The 26648-nt window shown below is 42.9% G+C and carries 28 protein-coding genes; 15 read left to right on the top strand and 13 right to left on the bottom strand.

All coding sequences use genetic code 11. The features are described 5' to 3' along the window. Positions 1-37: 37 nt before the first annotated feature. The 6 genes from ECA1_RS11575 to ECA1_RS11550 form a co-directional block, all read right to left on the bottom strand. Positions 38-586: a TIGR01440 family protein gene (locus ECA1_RS11575; RefSeq protein WP_060792545.1), complete on the bottom strand. Its 549-nt coding sequence runs from the start codon at positions 584-586 to the stop codon at positions 38-40. A gap of 5 nt (positions 587-591) precedes the next feature. Continuing rightward, positions 592-1071: an ECF transporter S component gene (locus ECA1_RS11570; RefSeq protein WP_015510153.1), complete on the bottom strand. Its 480-nt coding sequence runs from the start codon at positions 1069-1071 to the stop codon at positions 592-594. Beyond that, a complete protein-coding gene (gene thiD, locus ECA1_RS11565; protein WP_060792544.1) occupies positions 1068-1856 on the bottom strand; it encodes a bifunctional hydroxymethylpyrimidine kinase/phosphomethylpyrimidine kinase in 789 nt (262 codons plus the stop codon). The genes ECA1_RS11570 and thiD overlap by 4 nt, the downstream gene beginning before the upstream one ends. Positions 1857-1959: 103 nt before the next feature. Next, positions 1960-3486, bottom strand: coding sequence for a glucose-6-phosphate dehydrogenase (gene zwf, locus ECA1_RS11560; RefSeq protein WP_010749749.1), 1527 nt, complete (start codon positions 3484-3486; stop codon positions 1960-1962). Positions 3487-3495: 9 nt separating this feature from the next. Further along, positions 3496-4143: a transcriptional regulator EfaR gene (gene efaR, locus ECA1_RS11555; protein WP_015510150.1), complete on the bottom strand. Its 648-nt coding sequence runs from the start codon at positions 4141-4143 to the stop codon at positions 3496-3498. Positions 4144-4286: 143 nt separating this feature from the next. Then, entirely contained in the window at positions 4287-5522 is a 1236-nt protein-coding gene (locus ECA1_RS11550) for an aminopeptidase (protein WP_015510149.1), read from the bottom strand. Positions 5523-5753: 231 nt separating this feature from the next. On the opposite strand from ECA1_RS11550, the gene ECA1_RS11545 reads away from it, so the two are divergent. Beyond that, positions 5754-6329 (top strand): TetR/AcrR family transcriptional regulator, encoded by a 576-nt coding sequence (locus ECA1_RS11545; RefSeq protein ID WP_005228861.1) that lies wholly within the window; start codon positions 5754-5756, stop codon positions 6327-6329. Between the two features lie 54 nt (positions 6330-6383). Here ECA1_RS11545 and ECA1_RS11540 read toward each other — a convergent pair whose 3' ends face one another. Next, on the bottom strand, positions 6384-6830 hold the full coding sequence (locus ECA1_RS11540; protein ID WP_015510148.1) for a flavodoxin: 447 nt from the start codon (positions 6828-6830) through the stop codon (positions 6384-6386). Between the two features lie 176 nt (positions 6831-7006). On the opposite strand from ECA1_RS11540, the gene map reads away from it, so the two are divergent. From map to ECA1_RS11500, 8 genes are all read left to right on the top strand, one after another. Continuing rightward, on the top strand, positions 7007-7771 hold the full coding sequence (gene map / locus ECA1_RS11535; protein ID WP_005228863.1) for a type I methionyl aminopeptidase: 765 nt from the start codon (positions 7007-7009) through the stop codon (positions 7769-7771). Between the two features lie 79 nt (positions 7772-7850). Next, positions 7851-8774 carry a YihY/virulence factor BrkB family protein gene (locus tag ECA1_RS11530; protein WP_060792543.1) on the top strand — a complete coding sequence of 308 codons (924 nt, stop codon included), beginning with the start codon at positions 7851-7853 and terminating at the stop codon, positions 8772-8774. A 19-nt stretch (positions 8775-8793) separates the two neighbouring features. Next, positions 8794-10014, top strand: a complete 1221-nt coding sequence (locus ECA1_RS11525; protein ID WP_010749745.1) for a glycosyltransferase family 4 protein — start codon at positions 8794-8796, stop codon at positions 10012-10014. Positions 10015-10288: 274 nt separating this feature from the next. Further along, the gene (locus tag ECA1_RS11520; RefSeq protein WP_015510146.1) at positions 10289-11275 is read left to right on the top strand and encodes an aldose epimerase family protein; all 987 of its coding nucleotides are present in this window, start codon (positions 10289-10291) and stop codon (positions 11273-11275) included. Between the two features lie 141 nt (positions 11276-11416). Beyond that, positions 11417-11863 (top strand): CopY/TcrY family copper transport repressor, encoded by a 447-nt coding sequence (locus ECA1_RS11515; RefSeq protein WP_060792542.1) that lies wholly within the window; start codon positions 11417-11419, stop codon positions 11861-11863. 37 nt (positions 11864-11900) lie between these two features. After that, a complete protein-coding gene (gene copZ / locus ECA1_RS11510) occupies positions 11901-12110 on the top strand; it encodes a copper chaperone CopZ (RefSeq protein WP_060792541.1) in 210 nt (69 codons plus the stop codon). 126 nt (positions 12111-12236) lie between these two features. Next, the gene (locus ECA1_RS11505; RefSeq protein ID WP_060792540.1) at positions 12237-14603 is read left to right on the top strand and encodes a heavy metal translocating P-type ATPase; all 2367 of its coding nucleotides are present in this window, start codon (positions 12237-12239) and stop codon (positions 14601-14603) included. A 101-nt stretch (positions 14604-14704) separates the two neighbouring features. Next, the gene (locus ECA1_RS11500; protein WP_010749742.1) at positions 14705-15232 is read left to right on the top strand and encodes a hypothetical protein; all 528 of its coding nucleotides are present in this window, start codon (positions 14705-14707) and stop codon (positions 15230-15232) included. A 163-nt stretch (positions 15233-15395) separates the two neighbouring features. Here the strand turns inward: ECA1_RS11500 and ECA1_RS11495 are convergent, their stop codons facing one another. Beyond that, positions 15396-16115 (bottom strand): DUF2087 domain-containing protein, encoded by a 720-nt coding sequence (locus tag ECA1_RS11495; RefSeq protein ID WP_010749741.1) that lies wholly within the window; start codon positions 16113-16115, stop codon positions 15396-15398. Positions 16116-16291: 176 nt separating this feature from the next. Here ECA1_RS11495 and ECA1_RS11490 point away from each other — a divergent pair, with 176 nt between their 5' ends. Continuing rightward, the gene (locus ECA1_RS11490; RefSeq protein WP_060792539.1) at positions 16292-17461 is read left to right on the top strand and encodes a pyridoxal phosphate-dependent aminotransferase; all 1170 of its coding nucleotides are present in this window, start codon (positions 16292-16294) and stop codon (positions 17459-17461) included. Between the two features lie 195 nt (positions 17462-17656). After that, on the top strand, positions 17657-18565 hold the full coding sequence (locus tag ECA1_RS11485; RefSeq protein ID WP_060792538.1) for a phosphate ABC transporter substrate-binding protein PstS family protein: 909 nt from the start codon (positions 17657-17659) through the stop codon (positions 18563-18565). A 147-nt stretch (positions 18566-18712) separates the two neighbouring features. On the opposite strand, the gene pnpS is transcribed toward ECA1_RS11485, so the two are convergent. Next, positions 18713-20449 carry a two-component system histidine kinase PnpS gene (gene pnpS / locus ECA1_RS11480; RefSeq protein ID WP_060792537.1) on the bottom strand — a complete coding sequence of 579 codons (1737 nt, stop codon included), beginning with the start codon at positions 20447-20449 and terminating at the stop codon, positions 18713-18715. Continuing rightward, positions 20446-21153: a response regulator transcription factor gene (locus tag ECA1_RS11475; RefSeq protein ID WP_010749737.1), complete on the bottom strand. Its 708-nt coding sequence runs from the start codon at positions 21151-21153 to the stop codon at positions 20446-20448. The genes pnpS and ECA1_RS11475 overlap by 4 nt, the downstream gene beginning before the upstream one ends. 150 nt (positions 21154-21303) lie before the next feature. Here ECA1_RS11475 and ECA1_RS11470 point away from each other — a divergent pair, with 150 nt between their 5' ends. The 4 genes from ECA1_RS11470 to ECA1_RS11455 all read left to right on the top strand — a co-directional run bounded on the left by ECA1_RS11470 (position 21304) and on the right by ECA1_RS11455 (position 24132). Then, positions 21304-21777: a 2-thiouracil desulfurase family protein gene (locus ECA1_RS11470; protein WP_016608717.1), complete on the top strand. Its 474-nt coding sequence runs from the start codon at positions 21304-21306 to the stop codon at positions 21775-21777. Next, positions 21767-22105, top strand: coding sequence for a putative DNA-binding protein (locus ECA1_RS11465; RefSeq protein WP_005228897.1), 339 nt, complete (start codon positions 21767-21769; stop codon positions 22103-22105). The genes ECA1_RS11470 and ECA1_RS11465 overlap by 11 nt, the downstream gene beginning before the upstream one ends. 14 nt (positions 22106-22119) lie before the next feature. Next, a complete protein-coding gene (gene ffh / locus ECA1_RS11460) occupies positions 22120-23538 on the top strand; it encodes a signal recognition particle protein (protein ID WP_005228902.1) in 1419 nt (472 codons plus the stop codon). Between the two features lie 393 nt (positions 23539-23931). After that, positions 23932-24132: a CsbD family protein gene (locus ECA1_RS11455; protein ID WP_008377398.1), complete on the top strand. Its 201-nt coding sequence runs from the start codon at positions 23932-23934 to the stop codon at positions 24130-24132. Between the two features lie 46 nt (positions 24133-24178). Here ECA1_RS11455 and ECA1_RS11450 read toward each other — a convergent pair whose 3' ends face one another. Genes ECA1_RS11450 through ECA1_RS11440 form a run of 3 tightly spaced genes read right to left on the bottom strand, consistent with a single transcriptional unit; the run spans position 24179 to position 26616 of the window. Next, positions 24179-25339: an ABC transporter permease gene (locus ECA1_RS11450; protein ID WP_060792536.1), complete on the bottom strand. Its 1161-nt coding sequence runs from the start codon at positions 25337-25339 to the stop codon at positions 24179-24181. Positions 25340-25351: 12 nt separating this feature from the next. Further along, on the bottom strand, positions 25352-26233 hold the full coding sequence (locus ECA1_RS11445; protein ID WP_060792535.1) for an ATP-binding cassette domain-containing protein: 882 nt from the start codon (positions 26231-26233) through the stop codon (positions 25352-25354). Continuing rightward, a complete protein-coding gene (locus tag ECA1_RS11440) occupies positions 26230-26616 on the bottom strand; it encodes a GntR family transcriptional regulator (protein WP_005228910.1) in 387 nt (128 codons plus the stop codon). Before ECA1_RS11440 ends, ECA1_RS11445 begins: the two co-directional genes overlap by 4 nt. Positions 26617-26648: the final 32 nt, after the last annotated feature.

The following is a 26648-nucleotide window of genomic DNA, read 5'->3' as shown; positions in this document are numbered from 1 at the left end:
TTTTTGATGAGGGCTTTTCGATTATTATACGATTCGCTTATTGTGCGTAATGCGCACGAGGACCACCAATATATTTGGGCCGTGATCCCAGAGCTGTGACATGGGCAGCGCCGAGGGACTTGATAGAGGGACGGATCGGGATTTGAACATGTTTGACATGCATGCCGATTGCTGTGTCGCCAATATCGATGCCAGCTTTTGCTACTATGTGCTCCACTTCAATAGGCTCATCGAACAGCTGGAAAGCGGCAACTGAGCAAGCACCGCCTGCATGCAACTGGGGCACTACTGCGACTTCTTCTAATTGATATAGTCGAGCCGTTTCACGCTCAACAGCTAAAGCCCGATTGAGATGTTCACAGCCTTGAACGGCTAAATGAATATTTTTGGGACGCAAGATCGCTCGTAGTGTTTCAACGATAACCATGCCTACTTCTTTACTGGAATTTTTGCCAATCAAGCCGCCTACGACTTCACTTGTTGAACAACCAAGGACAAAAAGATCATTTTCACCAACATTCGCTGTCGTAATGACTTCTTCAACGATCGTAGTTAAATCCGTTTTTAATTGATTGATATCTGTCATAAGAATCACCTTTCATTTAAAGAAAACTTTTTCGTGCGGCGTAAGGCATGCGTCAGGGGTAAAGCAACGATGCTGCCAAAGACCGTTTGGATCAAATTACTTGGGATCGAGGCGATCCCAGCGCCTAAACCGAATAGCAAAACTGTTGCTGCTGCATAGCCGGCGATCATGATTAAGCTGCCGACAATGACTGCTGCTAGTGGCCGATGGCTCATTCTACCTACGATCCAGCCTTGCACACCATGGATCACGATGGAAAAGAAAGCCCATTCAGGGTAACCTGATAGAAAATCAATGATGCCGCCGCTCATTCCACCGACGAAGGCACCGGCGCTAGGTCCGAACAAAAGGGCCGAGATATAGATCCCTGCTTCACATAAGGTCACAAAGCCCTTCGTTTGCGGAACAGGAATGATAAAGGTCAAAGAAAGTGCACACGTGAGTGCCGTCAGCATAGCGATCGTCGTTAGGTTTCTTACTTTCATAGGTGTTCCTCCTTTTTAAAATAGGCGAGCTGATTGACGTTGCCAGAGGTACCTAAAGGCAAACCGTCTTCAATCCCTGCCCAAACAAATGCTTTTGCGGTTTGGATAGCTGCTTCCAACGAAGTGCCTTTAGCAAGCATTGCGGCAATCGCTGATGAGAGGGTACAGCCAGCACCGTTGGTTGTGGTTCGCGTACTTTTTTCTGCCTCAAAAACGGTAAATTGTCCTTCTTGATACAAAACATCATAGGCTGTTTCCCCAGTTAGTCGACTGCCACCTTTGATCAGAACATTTGGGGCACCAAGCGCATGGATTTTTTTTGCCGCCGTTTTCATCTCTGCTAAAGAGGTAATGCTTTGTCCAGATAAGTGTTGTGCTTCGAGCAGATTAGGTGTCACTAATGCTGTGTAAGGAAACAATGAGATCAATCCTGCTTGATAGGAGTGGTTAAAGGCAGTATCTCCTTCTTTGAAGGCGAGAACGGGATCGAGCACGATCGGTCCGGTAAATGTTTGTAAAAAAACTCGCAGCAATTCAATGATGGCCGTTTGATGAAGCAGCCCGATTTTGATTGCATCTAGGGATACGACCGAGCGCAGTGAATCCAGCTGTGCTTGGATCACAGGCTCAGGGAGATCATGGAACATAAGATCATCCTTGATGGCGACCACACATGTTAATAGGGCATGGCCAAACACCCCGAATTCCTCAAATGTTTTCAAATCAGCCGTCATGCCGCCACCTGCCAAACTGTCGAGACCGGCGATCGATAAGACTTGTTTCATGTCTGCTGCTCCTTTCATTTCTCATTTCTTTCTATTATAAACAGTCGGTAAAAAAGAAAAACGGCCAATTGGATGTTTTTTCCTCATCCAATTGACCATTTGCTTATTTCTCATTTAGTAAATCTCGCTCACGATACCATTCATCGGGACGCCAGATCCATTCAAAGCCATCGGCAGCTAAGAGATCATAGGCTGCTTGGGGGCCCATCGTTCCTGCGGCATAGTTTGGAAAATCAGGTGTTTCTTGGTCCCAAGCGTGACGGATCACATCAACGATGCGCCAAGATTGGGCAACTTCATCCCAGTGGGTAAAGTTAGTGCCATCACCGTTCAAGGCATCTAGAATCAGTTTTTCGTAAGCTTCAGGGGTGTTTTCGACGATTTCAGTACTATTTCGGTAATCGAGCTTCACTGGCAATGTCTCAAACCCTTGGCCAATTTCTTTTCCGTTCAAGGAAAGAGAGAAGCCTTCCGTCGGTTGAATGTAAATCGTCAGCACATTCGGTGCCAAACTCTCGATTTGCTTTTGTTCATTTAGGTCTTGCTTAAAGACATTGACTGGGACTTGTTTAAAGACAATGTTGATGCGAGTGCCTTTTTCCGTCAACCGTTTCCCAGTGCGCACATAAAATGGTACGCCGGACCAGCGGAAGTTATCGATCAAAAATTTCCCAGCAACGAAGGTTTCCGTTGCCGATTCTTCATCCACATTGGCTTCTTCACGGTAGCCAACAAATTTCTTGTCTTCTAATTGTCCTTTATCGTATTGCCCACGAACGAAGTGTTGTTTCACTTCTTCTTCGGAGTAGATACGGATCGCATTTAAGGCTTTGATTTTTTCTGTCCGTAATTCTTTTTCAGAAAAAGCCACTGGCGGTTCCATGGCTAATAAGGAAAGAATCTGCAGAATATGATTTTGGACCATATCCTTCAAGGCACCGCTCTTATCATAATAGCCGCCGCGTTCTTCTACGCCTAAGTTTTCTGCGATATTGATCTGAACATTGTCAATGTAACGATTGTTCCACATTGACTCAAAAATGTTATTGGCAAAACGAATCGCAGAAATATTTTGGATCATTTCTTTTCCTAAATAGTGATCGATTCGGTAGATTTCTTGTTCCGTAAAGACTTGATTGATCTCTTCATTCAATTCTTTTGCTGAATTATAGTCGCTTCCAAACGGTTTCTCGATGATCACCCGATGGTAGCCGTCAGTATCCAGCATTCCTTGGGATTTCAAGTGAGAAACGATCGTCCCAAAGAAATTAGGGGACATTGCTAAGTAAAAAATCTGATTGCCTTCTAAATGGTATTTCTGATCTAAGGTTTCCGCCAAATCCTTTAATGAATCATAATGGCTCGTATCTGTTACATCATGTGATTGGTAGTAGAAATGAGAAGCGAATGTCTCTGCTTGTTCTTGTGAGTCACTCAACTCTTTGATTGTACCCATCACCACTTCACGATAGTGTTCATCCGACCAAGGACGGCGTGCAGTACCAATGACTGCAAAATCTTCTTTCAAATCGCCTTTTTTGTACAACCGAAACAAAGAAGGATATAGTTTGCGTTGGGCAAGGTCGCCCGTACCGCCAAAAATCGTAAAAAGGACTTTTTTTTCCATCATCTTCACTCCTTACAGTTTATCGACAAAAATCGTGCTGGCGGCTTTGTAGCTGACAGCAATTTCTTTTGTGTCATTTTTGATCGTAATCGGACCCTCGTATGCTGCCGCATCGATGATCTCGTATTCTTCATGAATATTCAATTTGATCGAAACGAGATAATCCAGCAGTTCTCGTTCGTCAAGGACACGGGCGATACGAATCTTGGTTCCTACCGGATAAGAACTCATGGTGTTTTTTTCGCCTTCGTGAATGAGTTCTCCTTGTTCAGGAATCATTCCCCCATGTGGGCAATACCGAGGATGATCAAGGTAGGCTTCTAAGCGGCTCGCCAACGTTTCTGAGGTGACATGTTCTAAAACTTCTGCGTCATCATGAACTTCATTCCATGAATAATGCAGGTGCTCCACAAGAAAGACTTCCCATAAACGATGCTTACGAATGAGGGCACTTGCAGAAGCTAAACCAGTTTCAGTCAACTGTACCCCTTGATAAGGTGAATGTTCGACTAAGCCTTCTTTTAATAATTTTGAAATCATTTCACTTACTGAAGCTGCTGAGACGTCCAGACCTGACACGATTTGTTTGTTATTGATCTTCTTTTGGTCACCACCAAGCTCTAAGATGAGCTTTAAATAATCTTCACGATTTGGTGTCATCGGATCCATCCTCTCTTATCAAAGACTATCAAAGTAGATTTTATCAAAAAAGCCAGCTGATTACTATGAAAAAAGCCGCCGGTTCTCAATATTCTATGTAAAAAGAAGACCGAGGGGAGCTACTCCACCTCAGCCTTTTTTTATTAAGCCCAATCACCATTGCGGAAGACAGGAACTGTGGTGCCATCTTCTTTGATGCCATCGATGGACATTTGGTCAGAGCCGACCATGAAGTCTACGTGGGTTTGGCTGCGGTTTAAACCAGCCGCTGCCAGTTCTTCTTCACTCATCTCAGTGCCGCCTTGTAAGCTGAAGGCATAAGCAGAGCCTAAAGCCAAGTGGTTTGAGGCATTTTCATCAAACAACGTATTGAAGAAGATGATGCCAGATTGTGAGATAGGGGAAGGGTCAGGGACTAAAGCGACTTCACCTAAAGATTTCGCTCCTTCATCGATCGCTAGCAATTTGCCTAACACTTCTTCGCCTTGTTCTGCAGAAAAGTCCACGACTTTACCGTCTTTGAAGGTGAATTTCATGCCAGAAATAATCGTTCCTGCGTAGCTCAATGGTTTCGTACTTGAAATATAGCCATCGATGCGACGATTATCTGGGGCAGTAAAGACTTCTTCTGTCGGCATGTTCGCCATGAATTTTTCATTGCGGGTGTTGTAGCTGCCAGCACCTTCCCACAAGTGATTTTTTGGTAGGCCGATGATCAAATCGGTACCCGGTGCTGTATAGTGTAATGCGCTGAATTGTTCTTTGTTCAATTCTTCTGCCTTGACTTGCAGTGTTTCATCATGTTTTTTCCAAGCAGCAACAGGATCTTCTTCGTAGATACGCGTCGTTTTGAAAATTTGATCCCATAGCTTGTCTTGTGCTTCTTCTGGGGAAGCATCAGGGAACACTTTTTGTGCCCAATCTTGACCTGCAGCAGCAACAACGGTCCAGCTGACTTTGTTGGCTTGTGTTGCTTGACGCAGTTTCATCATCGCCTTACCAGAAGCTGCTTGGAAAGCGGCGACCCGATCTGAGTCAACGCCCGCTAACGCATCGGGATTGGCAGAAACGACACTGATGCGGCTCGCACCTTTTTCGACCCAATCTTCTGTTTGATCAATTTTGTGTTGAGGGATCGTAGACAAGCGATCCTCAGCTGCATGCGCAAGAAATTCTTTTTGAACCACATCGTCGGTCCATTGAACGATTACTTCATCAGCGCCTAGCTCATACGCTTTTTTTGTCAATAGTCGAGCTAACGGTGCTTGGTCCACGGCGATTTGGATGACGATGGTGTGCCCTTTTTGGACATTTACACCAACTTCTGTGATCAGTTGGGCATATTTTTCAAGGTTCTGATTAAAGTTTGGTAAAACCATTAAAATTCCTCCATTTATTCTAAAATTATAACTGTCTTCATGATAGCACTAAGTATTTTTGAAAACAAACGAAAAAGAGAGCAAAAAAACAGAGGTCTTCAAATTGAAAAACTGAAAACACTAGGGGCAATAATTTTAAAAGTTTTTTTGCAAACTTAAAAAAACATGATACAATAAGTAAAAGGTATTTCTGAAAGCGATGTATAGCAGAATTAAGGAGATTAAAAAATTATGGCAAGAAAGAAAACTATTACTAGAGACCAGATTTTAAAAGCTGCCTATGAAGTTGTCGCAACCGAAGGATTTACACGTTTTACCGCACGCAATATCGCAGCGAAGATGAAATGTTCAACGCAACCGATCTACTTAGAATTTAAAAATATGGATGACTTAAAAAATGCATTGATCAATCAGATTTACGACTACTTAGCGACAGAAGTTTTTCCAGTTGAAAGACGGGGAGATGTCATCGTTGACTTAACGTTAAATTATATTGGCTTTGCAAATAAAGAAAAACGATTATACCGAGCGCTATACTTAGAAGAGCATGGTGGTGGGGATTCCATGCAGCAGTTTTCATTTGACCTTTTTGTGAAATCAGTGAAAAAAGAACCAAAGTATCAAGATCTATCGGACGTGAAATTACAGTCCTTGCATACTGGTGTCTGGATCGTCGCTACTGGCTTAGCGGCATTGATGTCTTCGGGGATCATTCATCCCACAGAAGATCAGATTGCTAAGCTGATGACGGAAACCACCGATAATATTTTAGCAAGAGAAACACCCATCGATATCAGTTATCATTAAGCAACAAGAAAACCTCCGACAGAATCAAGTGATTTTGTCAGAGGTTTTCTTGTTTTATTCTGCAAATGCTTCCGCTAGCTTTTTGGCAAAGGCTTCTAAGTTTTGAATATCGTCTTCTTCCGCAGCCAAGTCGACCTTGACGCTATCTGCCCCTTTTGTTGCACCTGTCTTACTAAAGACGGCTTCAAAGTCATCGACGGACTTACAAAAGTCATCATAAAAGGTATCGCCAGAGCCGCAGACCCCAAAGATTTTGCCACTTAAATCAAGTTCTTGCAAATCTTCGTAAAAATCGACGATCTCATCAGGCAATTCACCGTCACCGTATGTATAGGTTGCGACGATACAGATATCGGCGTCTTCAAACTCATCGGCATCCACTTGGGTACACTCATTCATTTCAACTTCCATGTCAAGATTTTCAAGGGCTTCAGAAACGATATCTGCAATTTCTTCCGTATTCCCCGTCATGCTTGCATAGACGATTTTTGCTAAAGCCATGGGCTTTTTCCTCCAATCTCATTCCTATTCTCAAGGAAAACTCTCTTACAGATTATAGCAAATGCATGAAAGATTGAAAACAAAACTTGAAAAACTCTTTACAATGTCTGTGAATTTTGTAAAATAAGGGATTTCTATGGTAAAATAAGAGGAATTTAATTAAGGGAGACGAGAACATGATTACATTAAAATCTGCCAGAGAAATTGACCGCATGGCCGAATCCGGCGCGCTGTTAGCAGATGTCCACAAACAATTACGCAGTTTCATCAAACCAGGTATCACGAGTTGGGATATCGAAGTGTTTGTCAGAGATTATATTGAAAGCCACGGCGGCATCGCTGCCCAAATTGGTTTTGAAGATTACAAATATGCCACTTGCTGCAGTATCAATGATGAGATTTGTCACGGGTTTCCTCGAAAAAAACCATTGAAAGACGGCGATCTGATCAAAGTCGACATGTGTATTGATTTAAAAGGCGCCATTTCTGATTCTTGTTGGAGTTATGTCGTAGGGAACTCGACGCCTGAGATCGATCGTTTAATGGAAGTAACCAAAAAAGCATTGTATCTAGGAATCGAACAAGCGCAAGTGGGTAACCGAATCGGTGACATCGGTCATGCCATTCAAACCTATGCGGAAAAAGAAGGCTACGGTGTTGTGCGCGATTTCGTAGGACACGGCATTGGTCCAACGATCCATGAAAGTCCGATGATTCCTCACTACGGAGAAGCCGGCAAAGGGTTACGTTTAAAAGAAGGAATGGTTATTACCATCGAACCTATGATCAATACAGGGACGTGGAAAATGAAAATGGATCCTAACGGCTGGACCGCCTATACTCTAGATGGTGGCTTAAGTTGCCAATATGAACATAGTTTGGCGATCACCAAAGAAGGGCCACGCATTTTGACTTCTCAAGGAGAAGAAGGAACCTACTAAATTTTGGCGGTAGGAGACTTCTGATTGTTACGTATGACAAAGAAAAAAAGGCAGATGATTCGCTGGCGGAGGAAGAAACATGAAAATCGTTGATAAAGTAAAAAGCAATCAAAAGCTGATGCGTTTCATTGAAACAACGCAAAATAGAATAACCGATTCAGAGATGGGGACCACATCGGTCGTCGTCGCCTACTATTTATTGCTTTCACTTTTCCCGTTAATGATTGCGCTGGGAAATCTGTTGCCTTATTTATCGATTGATCCGAACACGGTTTTATCTTATGTACAAGAATTGATCCCTAGTCAAATCTATGACTTTATCGGACCAGCGATCGAAAACCTCCTCACCACAAGCTCTGGCGGGTTATTATCGATCTCCGCCTTGGCTGCGTTGTGGTCTGCGAGTCAAAGTATCAATGCCTTGCAAATTGCGATGAACAAAGCCTTCGGTGTGGACCAGCGTTCCAATTTTGTCGTGGTGCGCGCAGTATCATTTGTGATCATCCTGCTCTTTATGATTGCGATCGTTGGTGTTACGATGGTATTTGGGCTTGGAAAAATCATTCTTGATTTTTTGCAGCCGATTTTTAAGTTTCAAGACAATCTGATCGATACGTTCCAAACAGTCAAATGGCCAGTCACGATCGTTGCTTTGCTGTTTATCATGATGCTGATCTATTGGTTAGTGCCGAATGCAAAGGTCAAGTTGCGTTCGACTTTGCCAGGGGCGATCTTTGCAACGATTGGCTGGATGTTGCTGTCACAAGTGTTTGGCTTATACGCCCGTTACTTTGCTGCGAAAATCATTGGCTATCAAATTATTGGAAGTTTTATTGTTTTAATGATCTGGTTGAATCTTGCTGCGACGATTATTATCTTGGGTGGAATCATCAACGCAGTGGTAGAAGAGTATGTGTCGGGACAAGAGATCAAAGAACGAACAGATCCTGTTCAGCGGATTTCTTCGAAAATCGAAGATACATTTACCAATAAAGAGAAATAACGGAAAGCGAGAATAAACGATGGATTTTGCATTCAAATTTGTAATGCGCTTATTTATAACAATGATCGTGTCTTTATTATTGACACCAGTCATCAAATTGATATCTTGCAAGATTGGTGCAGTTGATCGTCCAGGAGAGCGTCGGATCAATACGAAGACCATGCCTTCAGCTGGGGGATTAAGTATTTTTTTAGCCTTTTCCTTTGCGCTGCTTTGGGAATTTCGAACAATGATCCCTTTCGACTTCGTTTGGCCGATTCTTTTAGGTGCAACAATAGTGGTGATTACAGGATTGTTGGATGATATATTTGAACTGTCGCCAATGCAGAAATTAATAGGTCTGACATTCGCAGCGCTGGAAATTTATTTCGTTGCTGGAATAAAAATCAGCACAGTCACGATTCCTTATTTTGGCTTTATTGATCTGGGATGGTTTGCCTTGCCTATGACTTTGATTTGGATACTGGCAATTACCAATGCGGTGAACTTAATCGATGGTCTCGATGGGTTGGCGAGCGGCGTCTCTATTATCAGTTTGACGACGATAGGGATTATCAGCTATTTCTTTCTGCCGAATTTTGTGGAAGTACCAATGGTCATTTTTACTTTGATCGCAGCAATCATCGGTTTCTTTCCATATAATTTTTATCCAGCAACCATTTTTCTAGGAGATACTGGAGCATTGTTTTTAGGATTTATGATCTCTGTGCTCTCACTACAAGGATTGAAAAACGCAACTTTTATTTCTGTTCTGACGCCCATGTTTATTCTCGGTGTACCGATCACGGATACCGTTTATGCGATGATCCGAAGAAAGTTTAATAAACAGAAGATTTCCTCTGCCGATAAAATGCACTTGCATCATCGATTGTTGTCGTTAGGGTTTTCTCATCGCGGCACAGTGCTAACGATCTATGCCTTAGCATTAGTCTTTTCTTTTATTGCTTTACTAATGAATTACGCGAGCAATACAGCGATTGTTTTATTAATCATTAGCACAGGATTTGGAATTGAGCTGTTTATTGAGCTGATTGGATTAGTCGGTGAAAATCGTCAACCACTCATGTGTGCGTTAAAGTTTCTGGGAAATCGGCGATTCAGACAAAGTGTACTAACTGAACGTGCTGAAAGAAGAAATGCTGATCAAGAAAAAGAAAACAAAGATTTGGCTGCTAATGTTTCTCAGACTAAAGAAAAGCGGCGAAAGAGAAAACATTACCAAGCAAAACACAAAAAATAAACGATGACAGTTGCGGCAAAAGAACCCAACGGATGAAATGGATATTGATAGAAACCAAACGGTAAAAAATCAGGCCGGGAATCCTGATTTTTGCCGAGCAGCTGCGTATCAATGATTCTTAAAAAACAGTGGGGTGCTCTTGCCGCTTTTTTGAAGTGGCAGAAGCAAAGCCGTTTCCTGTCGAATTCTTCCGTCTTGAATTGACGGATCTAGCCCTAAACGTCTATACTTAAAAAGAGCAGCAGACTAATCAAAGAAAGAAGGATATGAACGAATGCCAAATGTGAAACAACTGACGTCAGAAAGAATGGGAACAATTTATGAGCTTTCCAATGATAGCGGTACCATCGTAAGGCTAAGTCCTGAAGGCGCACGCTTATTGGATTGGGTCGTTCCAGTAGAAGAAGGTCGCGACATTGTGGTCGGTTATGACACGATCGAAGGACATCGCCAAGCACGTTATTATGGCGCAACGATCGGCCCTGTGGCGGGAAGGATCGCAGGTACTCGCTTTGAGATCGACGGACAAGAATACCAAACGGAAGACAATGATGGCGGCAATACGCTTCATGGCGGTTCAAAGGGGCTGGATACTGATACATGGATCACTGAAACCTTTGAAGAAGCAGACAAAGCTGGGGTGATTTTTACTACCACACGGCAAGATGGCGATGGCGGGTTTCCTGGGAATGTTCGTTATCAAGTCACCTATACGTTGACGAATGACAATGAACTATTGCTTGCTTATGATGCCAACACTGACAAAGCGACTTTATTTAACCCAACGAACCACGGTTATTTCAATTTGACAGGTGATACCCAACAGCCGATCGATGACCACTTGGTTCAAATCAATGCCGAACATGTGGCTGAAACGAATGACGATGTGACGACGACCGGTGAAAAAACGCCTGTCGCAGGCACAAAGTTTGATTTTAGACAAGAACGCCCGATGGGAACGACGATGTTGGATGATCCGTTCTTATTAGACCATACGCAAGAGTGGGATCTAAAAGTAACCAGTCCCGATCAAAAAGTGCAGCTGACTGTAACTACTGACCGTCCTGCCGTTGTTATTTACACAACGGGTGAGGGAGAAGCTGGTGCATCAATGAAGACTGGTCCTTTTGCCAATCATGGCGGGATGGCGATCGAAACACAAGGTGTTCCTGGTTCTGAGAAATTTACCCACTTTGGTGAGATCGTGTTGCGTCCAGAAGAACCCTTCCACTCTGTGACGACGTATCAGGTCCACTTTTAAGCATAGGAACCAAATCATTTTTAATGAAATAGAAAAAAGCATTGTCAAAACGCAGAAAGTTTGGCGATGCTTTTTTTTGACAAAATACGATTACAAATGTAAACTTAAAAATGTGAATCACTTATGAAAGGAAGTGGACAAATGCAACCTGTGGTCGAACCAATCAAAATCAGCGATTCTGAATGGGAAGTCATGCGTGTGATCTGGACATTAGGACAATCCGACGCGAAAGAGATCACCGCTTTATTGAGCGAAAATAAAAATTGGAAAGCAGCAACGGTCAAGACGCTTTTAGGACGACTCGTCAAAAAAGGCGTATTGAAAACAGAAAGCCAAGGGAAAAAATTTGTTTATTCGCCGCTTGTTTCCGAAGAAGCAACCGTTCGCAGCGCAGCTGAGAATCTTTTTTCTCATATTTGTGCCAAAAAAGTTGGGCAGACATTAGCAGAAATGATCCAAGAAGCAGCATTGACGGCAGAAGATTTGGCGATGCTCCAAGCAGCAGTCGACCAAAAAGTGCCAGTAGCAGCGATCTCATGTAATTGTATTCCTGGTCAGTGCCAATGCAAAACCCATGCAACAAAATAAGTAGCCAACGAACTGTTAAAAGAAATGAGGAATCGTAATGAAAAAAAACATGCAAATCAGCGGAATGAATTGTGCCCATTGTGCCGCAAAAGTTGAAAAAGCGCTTAGTGAAGTACCGGGTGTGAAAAAAGCCAAAGTGGACTTGAAAAAAGCTCGCGGAACAGTCAAGTTTGACGAGTCGCAAGTGACAGAAACAGCCTTAGTCAATGCGGTCTCCGAAGCGGGTTATCAAGGGGTATTTGAGTAAGCAATGGAATTGCTAAAGTGAAAATGAAAAATCAAAACAAATGAAAAGTGTCCAGCCGCTTGAAGCTTTTGTATGAAGGAGCAAGACTGTACGCACATTCAGTGAAATAGGAAGGGGAATACTAGGATGAATCAGAAAAAAACGTCTTCCGCAAGTAATAGACAGACGTCAAGCCATCATAGGCATGAACCTGCTTTGAATGAGCGGGATAATGGTACACAGGGAAAAGAGCAACATGCGCAATCACAAGTGACAGAAGTCCCTGAGCCTAGCCATGAGATGAATGGGATGGATCATCTCATGGCGACATCAAAACAGCCGGAGCATGAAAGCTCCGATAGTAACCATGGTCTTATGGATCATGAAGTGTCCAGCATGGACTATAGCCATAAGGGCCATGAGATATCTGGCATGGATCACGGCCATAAGGACCATGAGATGTCTGGTATGAATCATAGTCACATGAATCATGAGATGTCTGGTATGGATCATAGTCATATGGATCATGGAATGGGTGGCATGGATCATAGTATGCATATGGGAAATTTTAAGCAAAAGTTTTGGCTATCCTTGGTTTTGGCGATTCCAATCGTCATTTTATCACCAATGATGGGCATCGAATTGCCCTTTCAGTTCACGTTTCCTGGCTCAGATTGGGTCGTATTGCTTTTAGGAACGATCCTGTTTTTCTATGGAGGGCAGCCGTTTTTAAGTGGTGCGAAAATGGAATTGAAACAAAAAAGCCCAGCCATGATGACGTTGATTGCTATGGGGATCACGGTTTCTTATTTTTATAGTCTTTACGCATTTATCGCCAATCATTTTCTTGCTGTTCCTCATGTAATGGATTTCTTCTGGGAACTAGCGACTTTGATCGTGATCATGTTGTTGGGCCATTGGATCGAGATGAATGCCGTTTCTAATGCTGGCAATGCATTACAGAAATTAGCAGAACTATTGCCAAAAGAAGTGATTCGGAAAAATGCGGATGGATCAGAAGAACAGATTCCATTAGAAGAAGTGACCAACAAAACACAGTTGATCGTTCACTCAGGAGATAAGATTCCTACCGACGGAACGATCCTTGAAGGAGAAACAACAATCGATGAGTCGGCAGTGACTGGTGAATCCAGACGGGTACCTAAAACCGTCGGCAGTACTGTCATTGGAGGATCTGTCAACGGCAATGGTACCATCACGATGGAAGTCACAGGAACTGGGGAAGACAGCTACTTAGCGAAAGTCATGGAAATGGTGCGAAAAGCCCAAGCAGATAAATCCCGCTTAGAAGCACTTTCGGACAAAGTGGCAAAATGGCTGTTTTATATTGCGTTAGTTGCTGGTGTCTTGGCATTTGCTGTATGGCTGTTTGTTGCTGACCTACCGACTGCTCTTGATCGAATGGTCACGGTGTTCGTCATTGCCTGTCCCCATGCGTTAGGGCTAGCGATTCCCCTCGTAGTTGCTCGTTCGACATCGATCGCTGCCAAAAATGGCTTGCTCTTAAAAAATCGCAACGCACTGGAGAATGCGCATCATGTTGATTATCTGATCCTCGATAAGACCGGTACGTTAACAGAAGGAACGTTTACCGTAACTGGCATCGAGGCGACAGGCAGTCTTTCTGCATCAGAAGTACTAGCTTACCTAGCAGGTCTTGAGAAAACCGCCAATCATCCGATCGCAGAAGGTATTTTAGCCCAAGCTGAAAAGGAAAACATCACAGCCAAAAAGGCGACTGATGTTCAAACAAGAACAGGGATTGGTCTGGAAGGCGTGATCGATGGACAGAAGTGGGTGATCGTCAATCAAAAAGGATTGGAGCAATTAGCCATTCAGTATCAAGGGAACTCCTTGGAAAATTATCAAGAACAGGGCAATACCATCAGCTATTTGGTTCATGACGGAAAAGTGGAAGGAATCGTCGCATTAGGGGATAAGGTGAAACCAGAAGCGAGTCAATTTATTCAAAAAGTGAAAGACTTAGGCATCACACCAGTTATGGCTACTGGAGACAACCAAGAAGCGGCGCAAGCCGTAGCCGGTTACCTAGGAATCGAAGCCTTCCATGCGGCAATGTTGCCAGACGATAAAGAACGTCTAGTCAGTGACTATGTCAAAGAGGGCAAGCACGTCGTAATGGTAGGCGATGGAATCAATGACGCCCCAAGTCTTGCAAGAGCGACGATCGGGATTGCGATCGGAGCGGGTACCGATGTAGCGATCGATTCAGCCGATGTCGTTTTGACGAATAGCGAACCTCAAGACATCTTGCACTTCTTGACTTTGGCGAAAAAAACAAGACGCAAGATGATTCAAAATCTCTGGTGGGGCGCAGGATATAATATTTTTGCCATTCCTTTGGCAGCTGGCGTCCTCGCACCGATCGGGATCATTTTGAACCCAGCAGTCGGAGCTGTCTTGATGTCTATGAGCACGATCATCGTTGCCATCAATGCAATGACCTTATCAATCGAAAAAAGCGGCGATTAGCCGCTTTTTTGTTTCTTTTCCTAGGAGCAGTGAAATACCTCTATAATCTGCTTCTGGATTTATGCTATAATGTGTTCGTTGAGACAAGGAGGACGTTGATTATGGAACTGAAGAAATTGGATGTTCCCACTACTTCAATTACTGAAGTAAAAAAATCTCCGATGGATGTATTTAATCAAGCGCGAGAAGCAGGAACAGCAGTATATGTATTCAATCGTGAAAAAGTGGCGGGGGTCATGTTGACACAAGAACAGTATGAAACGTTATTGCAGGAATTAGATTATTTGCGTCAGCGACCGATGATGGAAGAAGAACCCGAACAGCCGCCAGTGGCAGGGCTAGAGGAATTCTTACAAATCATGCGGCAAGCGCTGATCACCGGTGCGAGCATCTCGGCAAAAAATTTAGATGAGCGAATGGTGGCGTTAGGGTTCATCACTCGTAAAACTGGTTTTGGCGGTGTCGTTGACATGGTGAACGAATTGAAAGAAACAGGCAAGATCGTTTACCAGCTACGTAAAAAACAAGATGGTAAATCGGTGACCGCTGAAGTCATTGGAGAACAAGACAATCAAACGCAATTATTTGATAAATTGATCATCAAAAAAATCTTTCTAAAAGAAAAATAAACGCTGGAACTTGTCCCAGCGTTTCAGACGGTAGACAAAGTACGGATGTGTTCGTACTTTGTCTTTTTTTCTATAAAATACTGGAGCTTGTTAATTTTTTTAAAACTGTGAAAGATATTGCTCATCCAACCAACAAAAGTTCCAGCCAGTTACAGACTAGGTTTTAAGTCAGCCAGTAAGTTTTCCCGTCTTTCGTCCGTTGCATAAATCCGTATTCGATCAAATAACGTCGGACAGTGACGTAATCGGTGATCGCTTGCTTTAATACATCGTTTACGGCAGCTTCTGAATAATTTTTCTTCGGATCAAATTTTTGTGCCAGTACACTCAAGACAACGATCTTGCGCTTTTCTTTGCTGGGAAACTGTTTGATAAACCCCGTTTCATCAAAATAAGTAGCAATGATCTTTTCTCTTTCACTAGCCGTAATGGCATAGCGATCATCAAGCATCGTCGCCCCTTTGTGAGGCGGCAGCAACGGGGTATCTTGCAACAAGGACATGATACTTAAAAAAACAGTCGCTTGTCGCTGTTTTTCTTTTAGTTTAAAGCGATGATTCCTGACGGTCGAAGAAGAGATACCTAAGCGCTGGGCAATCACAGTATCGCTAACATCTTGGGCAAACAGTTGTAAAATCTCCTGTTGGCTTTCTGATAGGCCTGTTTGTTCTTTTGGTAAAGCCAACAATGCGGATAAAACGGTTCCGTGATGCTCAGTGATATGCTGCATCATTCGTTTTTTTGCTGTAAAAAAGGCGCCATCAACGGGATAGATTTCTTCTTTGTCGAAGGTCTCCTGACAAAAGACGCAACAATAATCCGTTGGTGTTGCGACATATCCTTGCTGATAATCAGAAATGGTAAACTCTTGATAAGGTTTCATTTTGGGTTCTCCTCTTATTGTTTATATATACTAACATAAGTTGAATTTGTTTGTAAATAGACAAACGAATTTATCGTTATTAGATTAATTTCATCCGTTGCTTAAAATCGTCGCCTTTTTGTGTTAGGATTAACAACAATAGCGAATGAATTTGCTTAATTCAAAGGAGTGATACTATGGCAGACGTAAGCCAACGCTTCAATCACGAAGTGTACAATATAGCTGTTTCATTGATTCGTAAATTTGATGAACGGGTTTCTTCAATTCCTGATATTTTAAAGTTAACGTTAGGCGAGCCGGATTTCAACACACCGGAGCACGTGAAAAAATCGGGTGTCCAAGCAATCGAACAAAATTTCAGCCACTATTCTGGAATGGCAGGCTTAGCAGATGTTCGGCAAGCAGCCAGTCTCTTTTTGAAAAATAAATATCAGCTTGATTACGACTTTCAATCAGAAGTATTAGTGACGATCGGTGCAACGGAAGCAATCTCAGCTTCTTTATTAGCCACGTTAGAACCTGGTGATAAAGTGATTCTACCAGCACCAATTTATCCAGGCTATGAACCAGTCATCCATTTAGCTCATGCCAAACCGATTTATCTTGATACGACGGATAATGAGTTTGTTTTAGCGCCAGAAGTTTTGGAAGCAGCCTTAAAAGAACATGGGGAGCAAGTCAAGGCAGTCATTTTAAATTATCCTAGCAATCCAACAGGGGTCGTTTATACCCGAGAACAAGTCAAAGCATTGGCAGAAGTTTTAGAAAAATACCCCGTTTTTGTTATTAGCGATGAAATTTATAGTGAGTTGACTTATGATGAAACCCACGTATCCATTGCTGAATACTTGCGGGATCAAACGATTGTAATCAACGGCTTGTCGAAATCACACGCGATGACTGGTTGGCGCGTCGGCTTCATTTTTGCACCAGCAGCGTTGACTGCTCAGATCATTAAGGTCCACCAATACTTAGTGACCGCGGCATCAACGATTTCTCAAAAAGCCGCAGTGCGGGCATTGATCGAAGGCATCAACGATGCAGAAGTCATGAAAGCCGATTACCGTGAACGCAGAGATTACTTGTTTGAAAAGATGACTGCCCTTGGTTTTGAAATGGCGAAGCCATCTGGTGCATTCTACATTTTTGCCAAAATACCAGCAGGTTTCAACCAAGATTCCATGGCTTTTTGTGTCGACTTAGCCGAAAAGAATCAATTAGCAATCATTCCAGGGATCGCCTTTGGTCCCGAAGCAGAAGGCTATGTTCGTTTAAGCTATGCGGCAAGTATGGAAAACTTGGTGGAAGCGATGGATCGCTTGACACGCTATATGCAAAGCAATTGATTCTACAAACGTTTCTTTAGTTCATAAGTGGTTAGATAAAGTAAGCCCCCTCTGATGGATGCAGCGGGGGCTTTTTTAGGCAATCGACGAACTTTACAAAAGATTTACATCACTTTATCGATTCTTTACATGAAATCCATCAAGGGTTTACACCGCCTTGCTAAACTAAGCATATAACGAAAGGAGATTTACTAAATGAAAAAATTGGGACTTTTATTTTTTGCAACTGGATTATTATTAGCTGGCTGTGGGAGCGGTGGCGCAAGCACTGAGAGCAGTCAAGCATCAGGCGGATCTTCATCAGGTGCCGCATCAAATGAAAATGTAGAAATTTTAGCTGTGGGCTCAACGGCATTGCAACCATTAGTTGAAGCAGCAGGTGAAAGCTTCTCAGCAGACAATCCCAATTATACAATTACGGTTCAAGGTGGCGGTAGCGGAACTGGCTTAAGTCAAGTAGAAGCAGGCGCGGTGACGATCGGCAATTCCGATGTGTTTGCGGATGAAAAAGATGGTGTGGATGCCAGCAAATTAGTTGACCATAAAGTAGCCGTAGTTGGTATGGCACCAGTGGTAAATAAAGACGCAGGCGTTACGGACCTTAGCCAACAAGAATTGATCGATATCTTTACAGGCAAAGTGAAGAATTGGTCTGAACTAGGCGGAGCAGATCAAGAAATCTCTGTAATCAACCGCGCATCAGGCAGCGGTACGAGAGCGACCTTTGAAAAATGGGGCTTAGATGGTGCAGAGACGATCCAAACACAAGAGCAAGATTCTTCTGGAACAGTCCGTAAAATCGTTGCTGAAACACCAGGAGCAATCAGCTACCTTGCTTTATCCTATTTGGACGATTCGATCCAAGCGCTGTCTCTTGATGGGGTAGAAGCGACTCCTGAAAATATTGCAGATAACAAATGGCCAATCTGGTCTTACGAGCATATGTACACGAACGGCGAGCCAGATGCAAACGTCAAAGCCTTTCTTGATTACATCATGACAGACGATGTCCAACAAGGAATCGTTATCGAATTAGGTTACTTGCCAATCACTGATATGAAAGTAGAACGCAGTGTAGACGGCGAAGTAACGAATGTTGAATAGTGAAATGACCGAAGAAGGAGAATGCTCCTTCTTTTTTTGTGTTTAAAGCATCAAGAAGATGGTATTGGCTGGTGCTTCATTTGGTAATGAAAAACAACTACAAAAACAGCCGATAACAATTATTCACCTGTTATCGGCTGTTTTTTATCAATATTCATCTTTTTCATGAAGTGGCAAAGTCACCGTAAAGGTAGAACCAATTTTGGGGAAACTGTCAACCTTGATGCTGCCATCTAATAATTTGGTATAGTCTTTAACGATAGCCAGCCCAAGTCCAGTGCCGCCAGAATTGCGAGCGCGGGCTTTGTCCACCCGATAAAACCGCTCAAAAATCCGTTCTTGATCTTCTTCATCGATGCCGATGCCTTGATCCTGCACTTGAAATAGCAGCTGGCCGTCTTGCTCTGAATAGGATAATGTGATGACCCCACCAGGTTTTGAATAGGTGACAGCATTTTCTACCAGATTTTTTACGATGGGCTGCAGCAGCTCTTTTTTGGTAGATAAAATGAAGTGTTCGGGTCCTTCAAATTGAAAGGTCAATTGCTTCTTAGCAGCTGCGGGACCATAGGTTTGAACGACTTGTTGCAGCAGCTCAGAAAAGTTGATCGGTTGGTCGACATACTGGAAAGAATCACTGTCTTGAGACAGTTGGATGATATCTTGTATTAGATTTTTCAAGCGATAAGCATCTTTTTGAATGATCTCTAAAAAGGTCTGCAACGTTTCTGGGTCTTCTTTGGCGCCGTCCAGCAGTGTTTCGGTAAACCCAATCAAGGAAGTTACCGGCGTTTTTAATTCATGGGAAACATTGCCGACAAAATCTTTTTGCATTTTTTCTAATTGTCGAATGCGCGTCAAGTCATAAGAAATACCAATCAACTGGTTTTCTTGGAAGCTTCGCAAGGTAACATCCAAGACTTTTGAACGTTCCCCGCTAAGGGTGGTTTCCGCATGGAAAATAGGGGTCTCGTCGTTAAATTGATAGATCAATTGGATCAGTTGTGTGTCATGAATCACTTCAGTGAAGGGCTGCGGCAAGGTTGGCGCAGTTTCCATCCCCAACTGTTCTTGCATCGTCGGATTCAACAGCAGCAGTTGATTTTCTTCATTAATGATAAAGACACCGATCATCAGTTCACTGAGCAGTCCATACAACTGTTGTTCAGATGCCGCATAGGCCCGATAGGTCTGGCTCATTTGTTCGCTCAGCTGATTGATCAGTTGATACAACTCGTCATGTTCAGGGGTTTCTTGCATAATGATTGCTTGTTGATCGGGCGAGGTGATCATTTTTTTTACGACGGGCAGAATCGTTTGGATTGGACGATTCCGCTGACGCAGCGTGTGAAAAATCAGCAGGCTGATCAAGAAACAAAAGACAAGATAGACAATCAAGATCGATTGCTTGATTCCTTGGTTTTTCGTAAAAAAAGCAGCAGTCGGTTCTGCGATCCGCAAGATTTGAGTTAAGTTTCCATCTTCTTTGACAGGAATCGCCACATAAAGCAATTCTTCATGCAAGGTGTCGCTTTCCCGCAACGATTGACCAACGGCGCTTCCGCGCAAAACGGCTTGAACCTCTGGACGATCGGAGCGGTTTTCATGGAGGGTATGATCATAAGTATCGAAAATGATTTGGCCTTGATCATCTAACAAAGTGATGCGGCTATTGCTGTCTTGAACATAGGCATCGGCAAATTGTTCGAGCGCTGCGGTTTGGTTATCTGAGAGATTCAAAAACACAGCGGCTTTCTCTTGCAGAAAATCCACTTGCTGGGCGATGACTTGCTGACGGTAAAAACTGCTTAGAACTTGCCAACACAGGAAAAAAATCAGCAATAGACCGATTGACCATAAACCATAGCCATAGCGTTTTTTCATTGGGTCGGCTCCTGAAATTTATACCCAAATCCTCGAACGGTCACCAAGTATTCTGGACGCTTGGGATCAGCTTCCAATTTTTCTCTTAAATGACTGATGTGAACATCCACGATGCGACTTTGTCCATCAAAGTCAAAATTCCAAATACGATTGAGTAAGGTATCGCGATCGATCACGCGGCCTTTACGTTTCATAAAGTAAACCAGCAGCTCGAACTCTTTCGGTGTCAGGAAGATTTTCTCCCCATTCACACTGACCTGGAAATTGGTCAGATCGGCTTGAATTCCGCCGATTTGCAAGATTTCTGCAGGTTGATCTTCTTCTCGTGCTTGTTGACGAGGTTCTAAGCGACGGAAGATGGCCTTCATTCGAGCCAATACTTCTCGAGGGCTGAAGGGTTTCGTCAAGTAGTCGTCAGCCCCGATCTCTAAGCCCAAGATCCGGTCGATCGGATCATCTTTTGCGGTCAAGACGAGGATCGGTGTCTCGATTTTTTCTTGACGTAATTTCTTTGTGATTTCGATACCGTCCAAATTCGGCAGCATGACATCCAAGATGATAAAGTCAAAAGGTTTTGACAACGCCAAGTCGAAGGCTTTTTGACCATCTGAGGCGGAAACGACTTGGTAGCCCTCTTTTTCTAAATTAAAGGTTAAAAGTGTGACGATTGAAGGTTCATCATCGACAACGAGTATTTTTTTCATGATAGACTCCTTTCGTTTCTTTTTTTCAAGAAACGATTAAATTTCAACGAACAAGTCCTATTTTAGCATGAATAGACAATTGGTACTATTGCAACCACTAAATAAATGCTATAATAAAGGACGATTTCATAGGAAAGCTGAGGGTGCTAAATGATTGGAATCAGTGCGTGTCTAGGCGGTGCCCTTTGCCGCTACGATGGAAAACATCAAGCAGTACCACAATTGATCGAACTTGTTCGTGCGGGTCAAGCAATGATGGTCTGTCCAGAAGTTCTTGGCGGCTTGCCGATTCCACGCGAACCGGCCGAAATCGTCGGTGGCGATGGGGTGGATGTTTGGGCGCAACGAGCGAAGGTCGTCACCATTTCAGGAGAAGACGTGACGGAACAATTTACTAAAGGCGCGAAAATTGCTTATCAAAAATTACAAGAGCAAGGCATCACCCAACTGATCTTAAAAGAGAAAAGTCCCTCTTGTGGCAGTCAGACGATTTATGATGGCAATTTTTCTGGAATCAAAAAAACAGGGGTCGGTGTCGCTTGTGCCTATTTTCGACAACAAGGCATGACTGTTTTGTCCGATGTCGAATGGCTTGCAAAACAGGAGGAAGCAAATGGAAATTGAAAAGACCAATCGCATGAATGCGTTGTTTGAGTTTTATTCCACGTTATTGACGGAAAAACAGATGAATTACATGGAATTGTATTACGCAGATGATTTTTCTCTAGGAGAAATCGCTGAAGAGTATCAAGTTAGCCGTCAAGCAGTCTATGACAACATCAAACGCACCGAACGTATTTTAGAAGACTATGAAAAAAAACTACATATGTTTTCGGATTATATCATGCGGGAAGACTTGCTGGATCAGCTAAGCGAGTATACGAAAACCCACTATCCAAAAGACGAAACCTTACAGGGGTTTATTCAACAGCTCCAAGAAATTGAAGAATAAAGGAATGAAAAAAAATGGCATTTGAAAGTTTAACTGAACGCCTCCAGCAGGCAATGAGCAAACTGCGCAGAAAAGGAAAAGTATCTGAAGCAGATGTAAAAGAAATGATGCGTGAGATTCGTCTAGCTTTATTAGAAGCCGACGTCAATCTACAAGTTGTAAAAGAGTTTACCAAAAATGTCCGTGAACGGGCAGTGGGGGTAGAAGTATTAGAAAGCCTATCTCCAGCGCAACAAATCGTTAAGATCGTTGATGAAGAATTAACCAAAACATTAGGATCAGAAACAGTTGGGATCGAAAAATCACCGAAGATCCCAACGATCATCATGATGGCTGGTTTGCAAGGGGCAGGGAAAACCACCTTTGCTGGGAAATTAGCCAACCATTTGATCAAAACCGAAAACGCACGTCCATTAATGATCGCTGGTGACGTGTACCGACCAGCTGCGATCGACCAGTTGAAAGTATTAGGGCAACAATTGGATGTACCTGTTTTTGATATGGGAACTGATGTCAGTCCAGTTGAAATCGTCCGCCAAGGATTGGCTTTGGCTCGGGAAAAGAAAAATGACTACGTTTTGATCGATACGGCGGGTCGTTTGCATATCGACGAAAACTTGATGGAAGAGCTAAAACAAATCAAGGACTTGGCACAGCCAAATGAAATTTTACTGGTAGTGGATGCGATGACAGGACAAGATGCTGTCAACGTGGCGGAAAGCTTCAATCAACAACTGGGGATCACAGGGGTAGTCATCACCAAGCTAGATGGCGATACTCGTGGCGGGGCGGCATTGTCGATTCGTCAAGTTACGGGCGCTCCAATCAAGTTCACTGGTACCGGTGAAAAATTGACTGACCTTGAAGTATTCCATCCAGATCGGATGTCTAGTCGGATTCTCGGTATGGGTGATATGCTGACTTTGATCGAAAAAGCACAGCAAGATTACGACGAGAAAAAAGCAGAAGAACTTGCTCAAAAAATGAAGGAAAACTCCTTCGACTTCAATGACTTTGTTGAACAGATCGATCAAGTCATGGGCATGGGCCCAATTGAAGATCTTTTGAAAATGATTCCGGGAATGAGCCAAATGCCTGGCATCGAGAACGTCAAAGTTGATCCAAAACAAATTGCCCGTCAAAAAGCCATGGTTTATTCTATGACACCAGCTGAACGGGAAAATCCTGATTTGTTGAATCCAAGCCGTCGCCGCCGTATTGCTGCTGGTTCTGGAAACAGTGTCGTCGAAGTCAACCGTATGATCAAACAATTCAAAGAATCTCGCAAAATGATGCAGCAAATGAGTAAAGGTAATATGAACATTCCTGGCATGGATCAAATGTTTGGCGGTGGGGTCAAAGGGAAACTTGGAAAAATGGCCATGAACCGCATGGTCAAGAAACAAAAGAAGAAAAAGAAAAAACGCAAATAATCGTTTAACACTGATAGGAACTGAGAACTGAACCTTATCTTTGTGTAATTAAAAAACATGATCTGAAAAGGCACCAAATCGAGAAGCTGTACCTGCTGATTCTAGCAACTGCAGCTCCTCAGATTGCCTTCTTCAGGTCATGTTTTTTTATGCTCACAGCGTCCTCTTTAAATGAACTCCTTCAAAGAACATCAAATAAAACATCTAGAGAACATCCTTTTTTATAGAGAAAGCCAGCTTTCTACCGAATATCTCAAATCGTCCAAGAGTCAAAAATAGCGATCAACTATCGTTGCGGACAACTCTAATAATAGGATAGAAGCAGAACATTCGTGCTTTTTGTTAAATGGTGCTACTATTAATTTATAGCAAGTATGAAAGGAGTTTTTTACGATGACAAACAAAGATCGCATTGAAGGAAAAGTAACCGAAACAAAAGGGAAACTTACAGGAGATGACTCCGAAGAATTAAAAGGCAAAACCCAAAATAAATATGGGAAAGCCAAAGATAAGGTTGAAGATTTTGCGGATGATGTTTCTCGTAAAGTAAATGACTTCTTTGACAAAAAAGACGACGACAAACCTAAACATTAAACTTAAAAGCATCCCTGCAACAAGAACATGTTGCAGGGATGCTTTTTTATATTCCACTGATTTGTTTGTTTTTTCGTTTGTACCACCAATTCATCAGCGCTTTAGGATAGACAAGCAGCAAACTGATGAATAAGCAGGCAACCAGTAATAAACCGAGCCGAAGAGCGATGTTCCAGAGACTGACATCATACCCCTCATAGAGATTACGGTAAAAAATTTCTAGTGGGTAATAAGAAATCATGGATAAATAGAACCAGGTTCCCAAAGAAAGCAGCCAATAAACTGGTGCGCGCAATTTAGGGATCGTTAAATAATCACCGTCATTTTCTAAAGAGATTTTCGAGAACACTTTTTCGGCAGCAAGAATCAGCAAGCCGCTCAAGCCGAGGTAAAGGAGCAGCAGCCACCAAGGGTAGACATATCCTTGCGGCCAATCGATCCACGTTTGAAAAGGAATCAGAAAATCCCCATGACCAAGAAACACAAAACTAAAAAACTCGCGGGTACATTGGAAAAAGCTATACCCCATTGATCCTAGAGAAATAGTGAAGAAGACCGAGAGCATGCCAGTAAACAGATTCCCCAGCAAAACGCCTAACAAGAGACCTGCAGCAAATACTAGCAGATTCGTTGCCAAGGTACTAAGGGCAGAAAGCAGCACGTCTTGAAGCGGCACAGCGAGATAGCGAGCTGGGATCATCGTGTATTCGATCAGGATATGACCTAACAGACCCAAGACTAAACAAGCGGTCAAGGGTAAGCCGATAAAAAGCAGTTTCTTGTGAAAGACGTGCTTTCTGCTAAAGGGTAAAGCAAATAAAAAGCGATTGAAATTGGTGCGGCCATCGACAAAAAAGGACAAGAAGCCCCAAATAAACAGGAAGACAATCACAAATTGATTCATGGTGGTCATATAAGGGCGATTGTAATAAATCTCATCAGGGGACTCATTGCTGATCGTCAATACCGCATCGCGGTACTCTGTTGCCGAATCAAAGTAAACCGGGGTTTCACCCTTGTAGCTTTTGACATAGTACTCTCGATTTTCGTTGAAATCTTTGATAAATTCTTCAGATGTCAAATAGCGTTCTTGCTGATGCCAGGCTTTTTGTGATTGACAGCCATCACCAAGGTACATTAAGAGTAAGACAAAACAAAAGCCGATCAGCAGCTTGCCGTAGCGTTCTTTAAATATATTGCTTAACATCGTTTTCCGCCTCTATCCTTCCACTAATGCCTCTTGTCGTAAATTTGCTTCAAACAGATCTTCCAAGGTCAATGGCAATTCTTCGAAAACCAAAGGATCAAGTTGCTGGATCTCAGCCGCCAGCTCCTCTGTGTAATTGTCAAACAAAGCGGTCAGAACCCGTCCTTGTTTTTGAATCAGCTTGGAGCGCTGCTTGATAAGGGGAGGAATCTGTTTGCTGCGAAAGACAAGTTGGAGTTTGCGAGATTGTTCGCGAATCGTTTCCAAACGGTAGTCTCCTTCAATCGTTTTCCCTTTGATCAACAAGGCACGATCAATAATATGCTCTAATTCATTTAGATTATGGGAAGCGATCAATGCGGTACGATTCGACTCACTGAGGCTTTCCAGCAATAGTCCGATCACTTTTTTACGGACGATCACATCAAGCCCATCAAAAGGTTCGTCTAACAGTAAGAACGTCGCATTTGAAGCGATCGCTAGAATCATCTTATAAAGACCTTGCATTCCTTTTGACATTCGCCGGTAAGAAAGCGTTAGCGGCAGACCATGGCTTTGCATCAATTCTAAATAAAGATTTTGATCAAAATTCGGATAAGCAAGCCGATAAAATTGATTGATTTTTTTTAACGAGTAGGCAGCCAGAAAGTTTTCTTTTTCATCGATATAAAAAAGCTGTTCTTTTAATTCCGGGTGCTGATCCAGGCGTTGGTTATCGATTGAAATCTCGCCATCATCTAGTAAATAATGTCCAGCGACCGTCCGAAACAACGTGGTTTTCCCAGAACCATTGCGGCCGATCAATCCTACGAGTTCTCCTTTTTCCAAAGAGAAGTTCACGTTTTCTAAGATAGTTGTTTGTTCCATTTTCTTGGTCACATGTTCGATCTTCACTGTGGATCGCCTCCTAACTCTTGTTCAAAGCCATTCATCCAATCGCTCAGCTCACGCATGCTGATCTGTAAATGGCGTGCTTCGATCACCAATTCTTTCAAACGTTCTTTCACTTGTAAGATCCGAATCTCATCGCGTGGCAGATCCTCAGTAACTTTCACAAAGGTGCCTTTTCCTTTGATGGTGACAAGCACTTGCTCATTTTCCAATACTTTGTAGGCTTTGCTGACTGTATTTGGATTCATCAACAGGTGCTTGGCCATTTCACGAACCGAAGGCACTTGATCTCCGGCGGTTAGAACACCGTTCAGAATATCTTCTTTGATACTTAAAACCAATTGCTCATAGTAAGGTTTGCTGCTGGCTTTGTTAATACGAACCACAAAATCAGCTCCTTTCATTTATGTGTACTAGT

Source organism: Enterococcus casseliflavus NBRC 100478, from assembly GCF_001544095.1.
Classification (GTDB): Bacteria; Bacillota; Bacilli; order Lactobacillales; family Enterococcaceae; genus Enterococcus_D; species Enterococcus_D casseliflavus.
Note: the sequence above shows the minus strand (reverse complement) of the source record. Positions and strands in the feature narration are given on the sequence as shown.

Excerpts from the sequence above, each read along its gene's own strand:
- ECA1_RS11575 (WP_060792545.1), bottom strand. The coding sequence starts at position 586 with ATGACAGATATCAATCAATTAAAAACGGATTTAACTACGATCGTTGAA.
- ECA1_RS11570 (WP_015510153.1), bottom strand. The coding sequence starts at position 1,071 with ATGAAAGTAAGAAACCTAACGACGATCGCTATGCTGACGGCACTCACG.
- thiD (WP_060792544.1), bottom strand. The coding sequence starts at position 1,856 with ATGAAACAAGTCTTATCGATCGCCGGTCTCGACAGTTTGGCAGGTGGC.
- zwf (WP_010749749.1), bottom strand. The coding sequence starts at position 3,486 with ATGATGGAAAAAAAAGTCCTTTTTACGATTTTTGGCGGTACGGGCGAC.
- efaR (WP_015510150.1), bottom strand. The coding sequence starts at position 4,143 with ATGACACCAAATCGTGAAGATTATTTAAAGCTCATCTTAGAGCTTGGT.
- ECA1_RS11550 (WP_015510149.1), bottom strand. The coding sequence starts at position 5,522 with ATGGTTTTACCAAACTTTAATCAGAACCTTGAAAAATATGCCCAACTG.
- ECA1_RS11545 (WP_005228861.1), top strand. The coding sequence starts at position 5,754 with ATGGCAAGAAAGAAAACTATTACTAGAGACCAGATTTTAAAAGCTGCC.
- ECA1_RS11540 (WP_015510148.1), bottom strand. The coding sequence starts at position 6,830 with ATGGCTTTAGCAAAAATCGTCTATGCAAGCATGACGGGGAATACGGAA.
- map (WP_005228863.1), top strand. The coding sequence starts at position 7,007 with ATGATTACATTAAAATCTGCCAGAGAAATTGACCGCATGGCCGAATCC.
- ECA1_RS11530 (WP_060792543.1), top strand. The coding sequence starts at position 7,851 with ATGAAAATCGTTGATAAAGTAAAAAGCAATCAAAAGCTGATGCGTTTC.
- ECA1_RS11525 (WP_010749745.1), top strand. The coding sequence starts at position 8,794 with ATGGATTTTGCATTCAAATTTGTAATGCGCTTATTTATAACAATGATC.
- ECA1_RS11520 (WP_015510146.1), top strand. The coding sequence starts at position 10,289 with ATGCCAAATGTGAAACAACTGACGTCAGAAAGAATGGGAACAATTTAT.
- ECA1_RS11515 (WP_060792542.1), top strand. The coding sequence starts at position 11,417 with ATGCAACCTGTGGTCGAACCAATCAAAATCAGCGATTCTGAATGGGAA.
- copZ (WP_060792541.1), top strand. The coding sequence starts at position 11,901 with ATGAAAAAAAACATGCAAATCAGCGGAATGAATTGTGCCCATTGTGCC.
- ECA1_RS11505 (WP_060792540.1), top strand. The coding sequence starts at position 12,237 with ATGAATCAGAAAAAAACGTCTTCCGCAAGTAATAGACAGACGTCAAGC.
- ECA1_RS11500 (WP_010749742.1), top strand. The coding sequence starts at position 14,705 with ATGGAACTGAAGAAATTGGATGTTCCCACTACTTCAATTACTGAAGTA.
- ECA1_RS11495 (WP_010749741.1), bottom strand. The coding sequence starts at position 16,115 with ATGAAACCTTATCAAGAGTTTACCATTTCTGATTATCAGCAAGGATAT.
- ECA1_RS11490 (WP_060792539.1), top strand. The coding sequence starts at position 16,292 with ATGGCAGACGTAAGCCAACGCTTCAATCACGAAGTGTACAATATAGCT.
- ECA1_RS11485 (WP_060792538.1), top strand. The coding sequence starts at position 17,657 with ATGAAAAAATTGGGACTTTTATTTTTTGCAACTGGATTATTATTAGCT.
- pnpS (WP_060792537.1), bottom strand. The coding sequence starts at position 20,449 with ATGAAAAAACGCTATGGCTATGGTTTATGGTCAATCGGTCTATTGCTG.
- ECA1_RS11475 (WP_010749737.1), bottom strand. The coding sequence starts at position 21,153 with ATGAAAAAAATACTCGTTGTCGATGATGAACCTTCAATCGTCACACTT.
- ECA1_RS11470 (WP_016608717.1), top strand. The coding sequence starts at position 21,304 with ATGATTGGAATCAGTGCGTGTCTAGGCGGTGCCCTTTGCCGCTACGAT.
- ECA1_RS11465 (WP_005228897.1), top strand. The coding sequence starts at position 21,767 with ATGGAAATTGAAAAGACCAATCGCATGAATGCGTTGTTTGAGTTTTAT.
- ffh (WP_005228902.1), top strand. The coding sequence starts at position 22,120 with ATGGCATTTGAAAGTTTAACTGAACGCCTCCAGCAGGCAATGAGCAAA.
- ECA1_RS11455 (WP_008377398.1), top strand. The coding sequence starts at position 23,932 with ATGACAAACAAAGATCGCATTGAAGGAAAAGTAACCGAAACAAAAGGG.
- ECA1_RS11450 (WP_060792536.1), bottom strand. The coding sequence starts at position 25,339 with ATGTTAAGCAATATATTTAAAGAACGCTACGGCAAGCTGCTGATCGGC.